At 41.3% G+C, this 14499-nt stretch carries 13 protein-coding genes and 1 pseudogene; 8 read left to right on the top strand and 6 right to left on the bottom strand.

The window, feature by feature from the left end:
* On the top strand, positions 1–157 hold a 157-nt coding region (locus ACYTXL_RS23940), incomplete at its 5' end, for a transposase (RefSeq protein ID WP_461926920.1).
* Positions 158–199: 42 nt separating this feature from the next.
* On the opposite strand, the gene ACYTXL_RS23945 is transcribed toward ACYTXL_RS23940, so the two are convergent.
* Together ACYTXL_RS23945 and ahcY are read right to left on the bottom strand one after the other, a co-directional pair.
* Complete coding sequence (locus ACYTXL_RS23945) at positions 200–532, bottom strand: element excision factor XisI family protein (protein ID WP_461922573.1); 333 nt, start codon at positions 530–532, stop codon at positions 200–202.
* 206 nt (positions 533–738) lie between these two features.
* A complete protein-coding gene (gene ahcY, locus ACYTXL_RS23950; RefSeq protein WP_461926910.1) occupies positions 739–2016 on the bottom strand; it encodes an adenosylhomocysteinase in 1278 nt (425 codons plus the stop codon).
* Between the two features lie 380 nt (positions 2017–2396).
* Here ahcY and ACYTXL_RS23955 point away from each other — a divergent pair, with 380 nt between their 5' ends.
* The 4 genes from ACYTXL_RS23955 to ACYTXL_RS23970 all read left to right on the top strand — a co-directional run bounded on the left by ACYTXL_RS23955 (position 2397) and on the right by ACYTXL_RS23970 (position 8753).
* On the top strand, positions 2397–4046 hold the full coding sequence (locus tag ACYTXL_RS23955) for a mechanosensitive ion channel family protein (RefSeq protein ID WP_461926911.1): 1650 nt from the start codon (positions 2397–2399) through the stop codon (positions 4044–4046).
* A gap of 280 nt (positions 4047–4326) precedes the next feature.
* Positions 4327–7662 (top strand): efflux RND transporter permease subunit, encoded by a 3336-nt coding sequence (locus ACYTXL_RS23960; protein WP_461926912.1) that lies wholly within the window; start codon positions 4327–4329, stop codon positions 7660–7662.
* Between the two features lie 396 nt (positions 7663–8058).
* Positions 8059–8298, top strand: coding sequence for a hypothetical protein (locus ACYTXL_RS23965; RefSeq protein ID WP_334788116.1), 240 nt, complete (start codon positions 8059–8061; stop codon positions 8296–8298).
* Positions 8295–8753 (top strand): HNH endonuclease, encoded by a 459-nt coding sequence (locus ACYTXL_RS23970; RefSeq protein ID WP_461926913.1) that lies wholly within the window; start codon positions 8295–8297, stop codon positions 8751–8753. The genes ACYTXL_RS23965 and ACYTXL_RS23970 overlap by 4 nt, the downstream gene beginning before the upstream one ends.
* Positions 8754–8879: 126 nt before the next feature.
* Here ACYTXL_RS23970 and ACYTXL_RS23975 read toward each other — a convergent pair whose 3' ends face one another.
* The gene (locus tag ACYTXL_RS23975) at positions 8880–9158 is read right to left on the bottom strand and encodes a type II toxin-antitoxin system RelE family toxin (protein ID WP_461926914.1); all 279 of its coding nucleotides are present in this window, start codon (positions 9156–9158) and stop codon (positions 8880–8882) included.
* Positions 9133–9375: a hypothetical protein gene (locus ACYTXL_RS23980; protein WP_461926915.1), complete on the bottom strand. Its 243-nt coding sequence runs from the start codon at positions 9373–9375 to the stop codon at positions 9133–9135. Before ACYTXL_RS23980 ends, ACYTXL_RS23975 begins: the two co-directional genes overlap by 26 nt.
* Before the next feature lie 719 nt (positions 9376–10094).
* Between ACYTXL_RS23980 and ACYTXL_RS23985 the strand changes: the two genes are divergently transcribed.
* Positions 10095–11030 (top strand): hypothetical protein, encoded by a 936-nt coding sequence (locus tag ACYTXL_RS23985; protein ID WP_461926916.1) that lies wholly within the window; start codon positions 10095–10097, stop codon positions 11028–11030.
* 539 nt (positions 11031–11569) lie between these two features.
* Here the strand turns inward: ACYTXL_RS23985 and ACYTXL_RS23990 are convergent.
* Both ACYTXL_RS23990 and ACYTXL_RS23995 read right to left on the bottom strand, forming a co-directional pair.
* Positions 11570–11824, bottom strand: coding sequence for a hypothetical protein (locus tag ACYTXL_RS23990; protein ID WP_461926917.1), 255 nt, complete (start codon positions 11822–11824; stop codon positions 11570–11572).
* Positions 11825–12182: 358 nt separating this feature from the next.
* Positions 12183–12347 (bottom strand): hypothetical protein, encoded by a 165-nt coding sequence (locus ACYTXL_RS23995; protein WP_461926918.1) that lies wholly within the window; start codon positions 12345–12347, stop codon positions 12183–12185.
* Between the two features lie 194 nt (positions 12348–12541).
* Here ACYTXL_RS23995 and ACYTXL_RS24000 point away from each other — a divergent pair, with 194 nt between their 5' ends.
* The gene (locus ACYTXL_RS24000) at positions 12542–14083 is read left to right on the top strand and encodes an FAD-dependent monooxygenase family protein (RefSeq protein ID WP_461926919.1); all 1542 of its coding nucleotides are present in this window, start codon (positions 12542–12544) and stop codon (positions 14081–14083) included.
* A gap of 17 nt (positions 14084–14100) precedes the next feature.
* Positions 14101–14376: pseudogene (locus tag ACYTXL_RS24005) on the top strand (actin-binding WH2 domain-containing protein); the annotation flags it as partial.
* Positions 14377–14499 lie beyond the last annotated feature (123 nt).

The raw sequence follows: 14499 nt of genomic DNA on the forward strand, positions 1-14499 counted from the left end.
TGATGAAATTATTGCTTACTTTGATAATGGTACAAATAGTGGTATGGTTGAGGGAATTAATAATAAGCTTAAACTGATTAAACGTTCTGGTTATGAATTTAGAAATTTTGAAAACTTTAGAATTAGATGCTTATTAAATTGGCATTTTATTTATTAGTTTGGCATAACAAGTACTGAAGAGCCTAAATTAAGTAAAAATTTAAACAGATGTAAAACCAGTAAACTGCCGGACGTAAGGTGATCTGAAACCTAAAACAATATCTGTTGTTGGCACACCTAATTCTACTAATTGATTAGCTATTGCTTCTTCAGTAAAATTGTGCTGAATCCAAATTTTTTCATCCTTGATACTAATATGAATTGGGCATCCATACACTCTTTCTTCATCATCCCATCCCACATATAATAGTAAATAGCGATCGCGTTCTGTATCAAAGACAATTTCAGTATTTTCTAAATCTTTCTGGGGTTGCTCATTTGCATATTTATAGATGATACTTTTTACTAATTCCTGATAATCTAATTTTTCCATAATACTATCTCCTGTTTCTGAACATGGAAAACCAATAATTTGATTTCATACCGTTCTAATACAGTTTGAATAAAAAAATCTTGGTAGATATCTTTAGATATTGCTTTTTCAGTAATGTATTCCTTCCTTTGCGTCTTCGCACAAAACACAAAAAAAGGGATCAGCCCAAAAGCCTATCCCCAAAAAAATCAATTAATCAACTAATATCAAGTTCCAGTAGTCCAAGAATTGATGTACTCAATTTGATCTGGTGTTAGGCTATCAATCTTAATTCCAATAGCTTCCAATTTCAAACGAGCAATTTCTTGATCCACATCAATGGGAATTGAGTGCAAACCAGGTGCTAACTTACCTTTATTCTTCACTAGGTATTCAACAGCTAAAGCTTGGTTAGCAAAACTCATATCCATAACCGCGCTGGGATGTCCTTCAGCCGCAGCCAGGTTAATCAAACGTCCTTGTCCGAGAACGACAACTGATTTACCAGTTGTCAACTTATACTCTTCAGTGAAAGGACGCACTTCTTTGATTTCCTTAGCTTGAGAAGCCAAGTATTTCAAGTCAAGTTCGATATCAAAGTGACCAGAGTTACAAACGATCGCACCGTCTTTCATGGTATCAAAATGCTCGGCCCGAATTACGTGCTTGTTACCAGTAACTGTGATAAACAAATCTCCAACTTTAGCAGCTTCTGCCATTGGTAGGACGCGGAAGCCATCCATTACGGCTTCAATTGCCTTGATGGGGTCAATTTCGGTAACAATCACATTAGCACCCATACCACGGGCGCGGAGGGCTGTACCTTTACCACACCAGCCGTAACCAACTACGACAATGTTTTTACCAGCCAGCAGGATATTTGTGGCGCGGATAATCCCGTCTAAAGTCGATTGTCCAGTACCATAGCGGTTATCAAAGAAGTGCTTCGTATCAGCATCGTTGACGTTGACTGCGGGGAAGGTGAGAACGCCATCTTTGAACATGGCGCGGAGGCGCACAATTCCGGTTGTGGTTTCTTCAGTGGTGCCAATTAAATCAGCGATTTGGTGTTGGCGCTCTTGGATTAATGTCGCAACCACATCGCTACCGTCATCAATGATGATGTTGGGGCGGTGATCTAGGGCGATTTGGACGTGGCGGCTGTAAGTTGCGTTATCTTCGCCTTTTTGAGCAAAGACGGGAATTTCATGATCGAGGACGAGGCTAGCGGCTACGTCATCTTGAGTTGATAAGGGATTGCTAGCAATTAAAAGCGCGTCTGCACCACCGGCTTTCAGAGCGATCGCCAAATGTGCTGTTTCTGTTGTAATGTGGGCGCAAGCGACAAGGCGTAAACCAGCGAAGGGTTTTTCTAGGGCAAAGCGATCGCGGATTTGCCGCAAAACTGGCATTTCGCGTCCAGCCCATTCAATACGCTGTCTTCCCAAGGCAGCTAGGCCGAGGTCTTTAACCTCGTGCTTTAATCGGGGAGAAGTTGCGGTCATCAAAAGTTTCCTCAAAAAATTAAAAAAGCTACGTAAAATTTACGCACTCTACTAGGTTATTCTACTACTGGCAATTTTTGCTTGAAAGAAATCAAATTACTAGTCAAGAGTCCCCAAAACTAGCTTGACGGTTGATCGGCATAATGTCAACTTCAGTCCCAGCTTCTTCCTTTTTGTTTTATCTTTGGTAAGAGTAAGACTTTTATCAGTCTACACTCCTGATTATAAATACATTGTCATCTGTCTGAAGATAGATAAATACCAAAAAACCTCATCTCAAGGGAAAACCGCAACTTCAGATAAGTACATTTACTAAAATTAATTGTGGAGGATGGTTATAGAAGTAGTCAGTAGTAAATTTTACTCAAGGAGGTGTTTGAGTGCAATTTCAATTTTTGGCGATCACTAGTTCAATGGCCATAGCCGTTGTATCTGTGCCAAAAGCCACAGCCCAGATTCCTTTTTTACAGCAGCTGCAAGCTCCCAGCAGTGTGAGTACTGATTCAAATGATCGAGTTGTTTCGGGCTGGATTTATTTAGATGGTCGGGGATTATTTCAGATAGCGGCATCAAAAACCAATTTTCCTGAGCGTTCAGAAGACATTCAAAAGAAGTTGCAGAAAATTAGCCAAAATTACTTTCAATCACCACCGAAAACAGCAGTCAAGGTAGAAGTTCGCAAAGTAAACGAATTACCAGTAATTTATGTTAACGGTCAATATCTGATGACCATCACTTCCGAAGATGCCAGACTGCGACAAATAGATATGTCAACATCGGCAGATCAAATCACCCAAAAGTTAGAAGAAGATTTGCAAGAAGCAAAGCAAGAAAGACAAACTCAATTTTTAATTGACCAAGCTAAAATTGCTGCGGGCATCGGACTGGCAATGATTGTCATAAGTTGGGGCGTATATAGCTGGCAGCGACGTTCCAAAAAGGATTTATTATACCCTATTGCCTCCCAACCCCCCAGAGGGTTCCTAAACTCCCCAATTTCCCCAGCAGATCAACCAATTACAACCCAACTGAATAAACAGCAAAAGCAACATCTCCAAGAAGTCAAAAAACGATTGTTTCAGCTAACTCAAGCCGGAATTTGGGGAAGTGGAAGCTTCTTTATTTTGGGTCTATTTCCCTATACACGAGGGTTTCAGGTAGGAATTCTCACAGCCGCCCAATTTCCCTTGCGATTAGGTGTCGTATTATTGGGAACCTATGTAGCGATTCGTTTGACCTACGCCCTAATTGAACGCTTCACCAGCACTCTGATCATCAGTGGGGCTTTCCTAACCCCAGAAAGTTCTGAACGTCTGCAACTGCGAGTTTCCACATTTTCTGGTGTGACTAAAAGTATTGCTACTCTTATCTGCGTGGTAGTTGGTATCTTACTAGCGCTGGTATCATTGGGAATAGATATCGTTCCCTTGCTAGCGGGTGCCAGTTTAGTTGGTGTTGCAGTGTCTCTGGCCTCGCAAAACTTAATTAAAGATGCGATTAACGGTTTTTTGATCATTCTAGAAGACCAGTACGCTTTAGGCGATGTGATTACGGTAGGAGAAGTGGGAGGTTTAGTAGAAAATCTGAATCTGCGGATGACCCAAGTCCGGGATTCGGAAGGGCGTTTGATCACGATTCCCAATGGTGAAATTAAAGTTGTTGCCAATCTTTCTAGTCGTTGGTCACGAGCCGATTTAACAATCCCGATCGCTTACCAAGCTGATACAGAAGACGCTTTGAAGTTGATTGAAACTGTTGCTGACAAGATGAATCAAGAAATGCAATGGCAGCGTCATATTTTGGAACCGCCGCAAGTTTTGGGAATAGATCAATTTGGCGATCGCGGTTTGATGATTCGCGTCTGGATTAAAACACAGCCCCTTAAACAATGGGATGTAGCACGGGAACTTCGCCGCCGCCTGAAACTTGCCCTAGACGAAGCTGGAATTTCCATTTCTGTGCCTCAACAAGCAATTTGGGTCAATGAGGATCAGTTGGGAAATTTTCACGGGAATGGCAAAGCTAATTAAAAATGCGAATGAGCCTTTGAACTCCCCTCTCCCAAAAATGGGAGAGGGGCTGGGGGTGAGGGCAAAACTCACTCATACAGTCAGAAGCTTTCACCTGAAGTTGACACGCATGAGCTTTTTCTGTGCCCCAACGTATAGATATGGTTGAAATAAATGAAACCTGCTGTAGAATTCCCCAATCTCTAATTTGGCGCGATCGCCAACACTAAGCCTGAATAAATACTTATATTAATAAAAAGCTACTACCTCAATAACCAGTCTTGGACTTTTCCCTGATTTTATGTTTGTCAATACCTTCATCAGACGGCCAGTCCTGACGACGGTCTGTACGTTCATTATTTTGCTGCTGGGAAGCATCTGTATTCCGATCCTTCCCATTTCTCAGCTACCAGACCTCGCCCCGGTGCAAATCACTGTTAGCTCCACTAATACTGGTGCAGATGCTCAAACAACAGAAAGCACTGTCACCAACATTATTGAGCGACAAATTAATGGTGTTAAAGATGTATCTTATATATCTTCTAATACGGGTAATGATGGTTCCAGTAATATAACTGTCTCCTTCCCAACTCAAGTCAATAGCGATATTGCTCAAGTAAACGTTCAAAATAAAGAAGGACTTGCTTCACCTCAATTGCCAGATACCGTTCAACGAACAGGTGTTACCGTTCAAACGGCATCAAGCAGTCTGCTTCTCGTCTATGGGTTTTACTCAGAAAATAATGAGTATGACAACCTTTTTATCAGTAACTATGTCGATCTGTTTATTCTCGATGAGATTAAACGGCTTCCTGGTGTGGGACAAGCCACCATTTTTGGGGAACGCAAATATGCCATGCGTCTTTGGCTTGATCCCAACAAGCTTGCCCAACATCAACTAACTCCTCAAGATGTGACAACTGCTCTGCAAGAACAAAATATTCAGGTGGGTGCAGGGTCAATTGGTAAGGAACCAGCACCAGATAATCAAAGTTTTGAATTTGCTTTACGGGCAACTAGTCGATTTAAAAATGCGGCTGAATTTGAAGACATGGTGCTGAAGGTGAGTCAAGGTAGCACTAATAGCAGCAGTAATAGCACTACTAATAGGAGCATTAATAGCACCTTAGTTAAGGTTAAAGATGTCGGTCGAGTTGAACTGGGAGCAGAGAGCTATCTTGCTGATGCCAAATTCACCTTACCAGGAAGTGATCCCAAGCCAGCCGTGGGTTTGGGCATATATCAACTTCCGGGTAGTAATGCCCTGGACGTTGCCCATGCTGTTGAAGACCAGATCGCAATATTAGCGAAGAGTTTTCCACCTGGACTAAAAGGACAGGTGGCATTTGATACCACTCCATTTGTAGAAATTTCTTTAGAAGAAGTTATACAGACTCTGATTGAAGCGATTATCCTGGTGGTCTTGGTAATTTTTGTCTTTTTGCAAGACTGGCGTACCACGATCATTCCCACTGTGGCGATCCCCGTTTCCTTGGTTGGGACGTGTGCGGCTCTGTTGGTTTTAGGATTTCAGATTAATACACTGACTTTATTTGGTTTCGTCCTGGCAATCGGTCTTGTTGTCGATGATGCGATTATTGTGGTGGAGGCAGTTGCAGTCAAACTGGAGCAGGGCTTGAAGCCTCTTGATGCGGCGATAGAAGCCATGAAAGAGTTGACTGGGGCAGTCATTGCCACTTCACTTGTACTCATGGCAGTATTTCTTCCAGTTACATTCATTCCGGGTACTACTGGGATTGTCTACAAACAATTTGGGTTAACCGTTGCTTGCTCTATTGCCATTTCGACCTTCAATGCTTTAACTTTCTCTCCGAGTATGGCAGCCATCCTCATGCGCCCTGCTCAGACTCCACGGGGTCCTTTGGGGTGGTTTTTTGGGCTGTTTAATCGGGGATTTAGCTGGTTTACGCGCCGCTATGTCGGGTTTGTTAGCTACCTTACCCATGTCAAGCCGATTGTAATTGGGGTTTTCATCACTGGTTTAATCGCAACGTTTTTGATGTACAAAGCAGTGCCTACTGGATTTATTCCAGAGGAAGACCAGGGTTACTTCTTTGTAGTTGTGCAAGGACCTGATGGGGTTTCTTTGAAATACACCGAATCTGTGATGAATCGGGTTGTCAAGGAAGTAACATCGCTTCCCGAAGTTCAAGCTAGTTTTATGATTAGTGGCTTTGGTTTCGATGGCAATGCTTCTAATTTAGGCATTGCCTTTGCTAATCTGAAACCCTGGAAAGAGAGAACTCTAGAATCTCAGTCTGTCTATGGAATACTTCAGAGGATGAACAAAAAGCTCTCTACAATTACAGATGCGAGAGCGATCGCTGTAAATGCTCCTCCAGTTAGAGGATTAAGTTCTACGGGTGGTTTTGAGTTTATCATTCAAGACCGAACCGGAAATGCGCCAATTCAAACCCTGGTTGATGCTGCTCAAAAGTTGATTGGGGCGGCAAATAAAAACCCTGTTCTACAACGAGTCTTCACTCAGTTCACCGCAGACACTCCCCAATATGACATCCAGGTAGATCGCAACCAAGCCAAATCTCTCAATGTCGAACTCAATGACATTTTTGGGGCGTTGCAAAGTTACTTGGGGTCGCAATATGTGAATGACTTTGTGCAGGGACAGCGACAGTATCGAGTATATGTCCAAGCAGATGGGGTTTTCCGCTCTAATCCAGATGATATTGGCAAGCTGTATGTTCGCTCTGCAAGTGGGGCGATGATTCCGTTGAGCAATTTGGTGAAGGTTACTCCCTTTGTGGGGCCGAAAACCATTGCCCATTATAACTTGTACAGATCAATCAAAGTCCAGGGCGCTCCGGCTCCCGGTGCTAGTTCTGGACAGGCGATTCAAGCGATGGAGAAACTAGCAGCAGAAGTCTTACCTAAAGGGTTTGGTTATGAATGGACAGGGACTTATCTCCAGGAGAAGACATCTGGGGGATCTACGGGCTTGATTTTTGTCTTTGCGTTCGTTATTGTCTTTCTGGTGCTGGCGGCTCAGTATGAAAGCTACGTTGACCCGATCATTATTTTGCTGACAGTTCCCCTAGCAGTTTTGGGAGCGATGACGGCGATTTGGCTACGTTCCAATATTTTCATGGCAGGTAGCCTCTTCCCGAAAGTGGTGGATGATATCTATTGCCAAGTAGGTTTGGTAACTTTGATTGGTCTAGCTGCCAAGAACGCGATTTTAGTCGTGGAATTTGCCAATCAGCAGCATGAGCAGGGCATGAGCTACACGCGGGCGGCGGTGAAAGCGGGGCAAGAACGTCTGCGACCGATCTTAATGACTTCATTTGCAGCGTTGTTAGGATTTTTGCCCTTGGTGATCTCTCAAGGGGCTGGAGCCAGCAGCCGTTGGTCTTTAGGAACAGCGCTCTTTGGGGGGCTGCTGCTAGCGACGTTCTTGAGTTTGTTCTTAGTGCCAATTCTGTATATTTTGGTTAAGAGCGCGGCTGAGGCTATATTTTCTCGGAAGGGATCGGGTGGTTCAAAGCCTCCAGATTCTCCTAATGGAACTTCGGGATCTGGACATGGACATCGGGCTTTGCCTGCTGGCTCAACTCAGCCAGAGACACAACTTAGGTCTCAGCAGGATGGAATCAGCTGATTTTTGCCGTTAAGTCTTTATTAGGCTCTGCCGTAAGTCAAGAGGCAGAGCCTCTTATAGGCATTCCCAGTCGGAGACTGGGAACGAGATAAACGGCACTCTCAAGAAGAGGATGCGATCACTAAAATAGCAGAAATCGCACCTGTAAGAATGGCAATTATTTTTGAGCGGTTCATTAGTATTTCCTGATGCTATCCATATAATAAACTCGGCTATAGTTTTTCTCAGATGAGCGAGCGGCACTTTCGCACATAAAATATTAACAAGCTGAAAGCGACATTGAGCTATTGCCATGACAAGTAAACCTGAATTACCTGACATTCAAACTAAAGCAAGTAAGAAAGATTCGCTGTTAAAATACCACCAGTCCGCTAAATTAAACGAGACATACAGCTTATGATTACTCAAATGATGGTTCAACCCTCATTCTGGGTAGATTCTGGAATCAAACTCAGTAAAGTTAGGGACATATATTTGTTTAAATTTACTGAAGAATTACAGTCTCGACTCGAAGAATTGTCTGAGAAAAAGAAAGCTGGATTACTAACAAGAGAAGAAGATGCTGAATTGGCAGGCATATTGGAACTTGATAGAATTTTCACATTGCTTAATGCCAAAATTATTTCTCAATCATGACAGTTAATGATTACACTAAAAAATTAGTCAGACAAAGAGCTAAATTTCTTTGTGAATACTGTCATTCTTCTGAAGAAGCAAGTGCTGCTCTATTTTCTATTGATCATATTATTCCGCAGTCTCTTAAAGGTTCGGATGACTCTGATAACTTGGCATTAGCCTGTCAGCGTTGCAATGGATATCGCTACAATTTCACCACTGGAATTGATCCAGATACAGGACAGATACTACCTCTATTTAATCCACGCCAGCAAAACTGGTCTGACCACTTTATTTGGTCAGCAGATGGTCTAAACATTATTGGCATTACTTCTGTAGGACGAGCTACAAGTAATCGTTTAGACCTCAATGATGAACGTCATAATGAAGGCTCTATTGTTAAAGCTCGTCGTCTTTGGATCAAAGGTGGTTGGCATCCACCTGATGAAGACCCGCAACAAGTAAAAAAGTATTGATCGCTTAAATAACAAAAATCGCACCTGTAAGAATGGCAATTATTTTTGAGCGGTTCATTAGTATTTCCTTTTATGCAAATCATTGTGCCTATAGCCACATTAATACTTGAGACATACACCACAGACTTACCGATATACATCGCTTCGATGGGCTATTAGTAAAATAGTAATCAGCTGCTGTTCTTCATCCACCTGATAAACAACTCGCCAGTCGCCAACTTGATAGCGAAAAAGACCCGCAAAATCACCTTTGAGCCGCTTAATGTTTGGATGTTCATAAGCATTCTGTCGCAATTGATCAAAACAACGGTTTAATCGTTTCGCTAGTGATGCATCTACTTCTTGATAAAACTTCTGTGCTTTGCGAGTCAGTACCAGTTCATACATGACGACGAATACTGTCAAATGACACCACTTCTCCAGCCTCAGCTTGCTGCATAGCTTCACGCAAAGCTTGCTCAAAACCAGGGACATCCAAAAGTTCCGTCGTCGCCTCATTTTCTTCTCTTTCCTCCAGATCAGCCAGAAAATCACTCACTACCTGCAACCTTTCTGGAGACAGTCGCCGTAAACGCTTCTCAGCTTCCTGAAGAATAGTAATGTTATCTTGCTTTGATTCCATAGTTATTTCTACACCTAACTTTCTTTATCATTGTTTTATTGCCTCCTTTATATCTTAAGGACAGCTTGTTGTTAGATATCGCCCTAGAGTTAGCGATCGCTAAAATAACTGTGAACGAGTCTTTGAACTCCGTGAACGAGTCTTTGAACTCCGTGAACGAGTCTTTTAGCTCCGTGAATGAGTCTTTTAGCTCCGTGAACGAGTCTTTGAACTCCGTGAATGAGTCTTTGAACTCCGTGAACGAGTCTTTTAGCTCCGTGAACGAGTCTTTTAGCTCCGTGAACCTGACTTTTCACAGTATCTGGAAAACCTCTCTCTAAATCTCTCTCCTAAAAGGGATTGGGGCTAGGCTCCACATTTTGGTGGAGTGCCTATCATCCTTGAGGATGAATTGCACTGTGTAAAGGTTTCAGCCTTTGTCAAGCCCTTGGAAATGCCCTAAATAGGGCTGATTTCTGGCAATTGGTGCAAAGATTTTTGCTTGGCGGTTTTCAGTTCAAACCTTTACTATGTCTGCGTTTTGCTCTACAGAAAATCATTAAGAAAGTGCTTCAAAATCAAATAACCCCAATTTCTGAAACTGTTTCTTGATAAAACATGCTCATCACTATAAGTTAACCTTCAGATAGCACTCATATAACTTGCTATTTCTCAATATTGAAAAGTTTGATTGACAAATGATAATCCTCACTGGAATAATTACCAATAACTATTTAAGTTTGGCATCTATCTACAAACAGAATAATATGGTTAACAATTTTTTAGTACAGCATATTTCCAAAGGGACTGGTAGGTTTTTTGCAAGTGCATCAATAGCAATAAGCATTTTATCTACTATTGGCTTAAGTTCTTCACGAGTTTGGGCTGATTATGTTTACACAAATAATATCCCTTCCCTAGCACAGACCGATATTCAGACAATAGATAAGCAAGGTGGAAGTATCGGTAATGTTGTGTTCGCTCCTAAAGGAGGTTTCGGAATAGTATATAATAGCAATGGTTATTATACGTCTTTTCTTCCACAAGAACTTCTTAATGACCTGAGTACGATAAATAAACAACAAAAAACTATAAATAGTATTGTGTTTACACCTTCAGGGCAGTGGATAGTTATCTATGGCAATAATGGTTTTTATAACAGTACAAATTTTCCACAAGACGTTACTAATAAACTTTTACAAATAAATAAACAAGGAATCAGGATAAATAGTGTTGCATTTACACCGTATGGAGGCTGGGTAATTATTTATGGTAATAATCGTTCTTATTCCAATAACATTCCACAGTCACTTTCTAATAGGATAACTAATATAAATAAAGCAAACCAAATTATTAATAATATATCATTCACTAACAATGCAGGGTGGATAACTATCTATAACAACGGAAGTAATGCTGCATGGGATAATATTCCACAATTGCTTATTAGTACAATCAATAAAAGGTATGCTGAAAACGATAGTTTGAATAGTGTAGCTTTTGCACCTAACAATGGTTGGGTTTTGCTTTTTAATAATCTAATTACGCAAAACCAACAATTATTATACCAACAATTATTATACCAACAATTATTAAACAATCAACTGACTCAAAGTGGGAACAGCATTATTGAACGAAGTGAAGCTACGAAATGTGAGGTGTCTAGTTGCAAATAATCCTGAAGAAGTAAACTACGGCAATATGGTGTTTTTTCATTATCTAGATTCTAAAATGTCGGGAAATATAGTTTTCCCGACATCCACCTAAAACGCTCAAACAGGCAAAGTCTTTCACCGTGTCCGAGCTACTGCAAGGGTATATAAGTTCCATCGAATGTTATTATTAAATAGTTTTTCTCATAGAATCAACATGAATACGAGTACATACGTCTATACCAACAACAGTTTATCAGCATTACTAAAAGATTTGTCATCACATGAAGAACATGAAATTTTAGGCGGTACAAAAATATCGGCTAAACTTGTATGCAAATCCAAAGTAATAACGATAGCAAACTGGAAAACCTCTCATGGGATAATCTTTTATCATTCCATTGCAGCTACCCCTCCCGTAGGAGATCACCAAACACAAACACCAATACAAATAATGGTCAAAGTAGTGACTTTACAGTAGGGCAATTCATGAATTACCCATACCTATGTAGTTTTTTCTAAATAATAAAATCACCCCAACAGTTTTGGGGTGATGATGTGAATTATTTTTTAGATTTTTTCGCGGCTGCTTCGCTGTAGTCTTTTTGAAGTTGTTTAAGACTCCGGTGTGGTTTGACTTTAAAACCGCTTGTTACTTCGGTTTTTTCTTCGGGTTTTTGGTTTGACCACCCGTCTTTACCTTCAAGTTTTGCGAGTTTATCGAGTAACTCTTTCTTTTGGTTTTGAGTGTTTTGTTCGGCTTCACGTTCCGTTAAGAGGTTTTGAAGTTGGGTTACGGACATATTTTCAAGTTTCATTAAGACTCACCCTTTTTTCTTGTAATTTCTGTTTTAGTTTCGATTATTTGGGGAGTTTTCAAAGCTTCCTCCAAACCACCAAAACCATATTCTGAAGTGTCGGGTTTACTACAAGCGAATCATTCTGGAAAAATGAATGACGATTAGCTTAGTGTAGTTCTAGCCGGGGTATGGGCTGTCCAAAGATATGAGCAATTATTATTGACTTGATGGGTAGCAACTTACAGCTATTTTCAGGTAAATAGACCACGCGGTAGGGGCACAGCATGCTGTGCCCCTACGACAGATGTGGTTCAAATACATGAAAACTGCTGTAAGACGGGAGGGTAGAAGCTTTAGCAGAAGCAGCTAAAAATCCTCAAGAATCCACCAAGCAAAAGACTGCAAAAAATGCAATCACCATGTTAAAAGGGCTATTTTCTGGTTTACCTGCGATCGCTTCCCTGGTTGAAGCGACTAATAAACTATTCCCTGCGATTTCTAAATTATTCGGTTTAGGATAATCTATCGCTCTGACGCTCAAATACTAGCTAACTTAATTCGTAATTGCCTATGATCATATAGCAATCCTATCTGATTTGTGAAAATTCTCGGTGTCCAGATCCCCGACTTCTTTGAGAAGTCGGGGATCTAACTTTTCACGAATGACTTAGGATTGCTATATCTACTTTCTTGATTATCAGGTAGTTTGGGAATGTAGAGTTGAGTTGTTTCCAAATGTCTTTAACTGAAGAAATTCTTTCCCAATTACCCGGCGATGTTTTAGCAGGATTGCGCCAAAGCGATCGCATCCTCACATCCTTGAGAGAAAATACCGCACCTATCCCAACGTTAGTTAAAGAAAGTCAACAGCCTTTAGGCATCGCAGACTTCGATGTAATTATCTGCGGTGGCACTTTGGGCATTTTAATTGGTTGCGCCTTGGCGGTGAAGGGGCTGCGGGTGGCGTTGCTGGAACGGGGAATTTTGCGGGGTAGGGAACAAGAGTGGAATATTTCTCGCAAAGAATTAGATGTATTTGTGGAATTGAAGTTGCTAACAGAGGAGGAATTAGCAAGTGCGATCGCCACTCAATATAACCCAGCGCGAGTTAGTTTTGATGGCGGTACAGAAGTTTGGGTAGAGGATGTTTTGAATATCGGCGTAGATCCAGTTTATCTACTGGCTACCTTGAAAACCCGATTTCTCGCCACTGGGGGAAAGTTGTTAGAAAACACACCTTTTACTGAAGCGGTAGTTCATCCAGATGGGGTGATGGTAAATAACCAATTCAAAACTCGGTTGTTAATCGACGCGATGGGACATTTTTCACCCATCACGCAACAAGCACGCCAAGGTAAAAAACCAGACGCTTTGTGCTTAGTTGTCGGAAGTTGCGCCCAAGGTTTTCCCGAAAATAACTCAGGCGACTTAATATTATCATTCACACCTTTGCAGAATCAATGTCAGTACTTTTGGGAAGCGTTTCCAGCTAGGGATGGCAGAACTACTTACTTGTTTACCTACATGGATGCACATCCCCAACGTTTGAGTTTAGAAGCTCTGTTTGAAGAATATCTGCGTCTATTACCAGAATATCAGGGAGTGGAATTGAACAAGCTGAAATTTCAGCGATCGCTATTTGGTTTCTTTCCCACCTATCGCCAAAGTCCCCTAAAAACCCCTTGGAGTCGCATTCTAACAGCCGGAGATAGCAGTGGTAGTCAATCTCCTTTGAGTTTTGGTGGTTTTGGGGCAATGGTGCGTCACTTGAAGCGTTTAACTTATGGCATTTACGAAGCGCTGGAAACAGAACAATTATCAGCAAAAGCGATTGCACTGCTGCAACCCTATCAGCCAAGTTTGACTGTCACCTGGTTGTTTCAAAGGGCGATGAGTGTTGGTGTAAATCAGAAAATTGCGCCCGATCAAATTAATCAACTACTTTCGGCGGTATTTCAGGAAATGCAACAGTTGGGTACACCAGTGCTAAAACCATTTTTACAGGATATAGTGCAGTTATCGGGACTAACGCAAACACTGTTAAAAACTGGTTTATTGCATCCGGGATTAGTTGCCAAGATAATTCCACAAGTAGGTTTAGGAAGTTTATTAGATTGGCTGGTGCATTACGGCAATTTAGGTGTATATAGTGCCTTGTTTTCGCTAAGTCCAATGTTAGAAACATGGATTAAGAATCAACCAAATGAACAACAATATTATTGGCATCGTTTGATTGATGCCTGGAAGTATGGTTCTGGCGGTGATTACTCAGATTAAACTTGAATAATATCTGGATGTTAATCTTTGGCATTACAGGCATCTTTGGCGTTAAATTGCTGTATGAAGGAATGCAATTACTTTCTCAACAAGATGAAGTTGGCAAAAAAAACCGCACAACTATTTTAAGATTCTGGTTATTGCTTTATGCCTTTGTTGGTATGCAGTTAGGATGGTTTCTCAGACCGTTTTTTGGTGCCCCTGACTCTAAATTTGAATTGTTTGGGGCGGTGAAAGGCAACTTCTATCTAGATATTGTCAAGGCGATTTCGGAAATTTTAGGTTTGCGTTAATCTAATATTTATACGTGTTTTAGATCACCTTATATAGGAATCATATTTGATTTCTGAAAAAATCTCGGTAGTAATGTTGCAAAAAAATTGTAGGTTGGGGAGCCACTGCGTTGCGCGGGTTTC

The organism is Nostoc sp. (genome assembly GCF_054880495.1).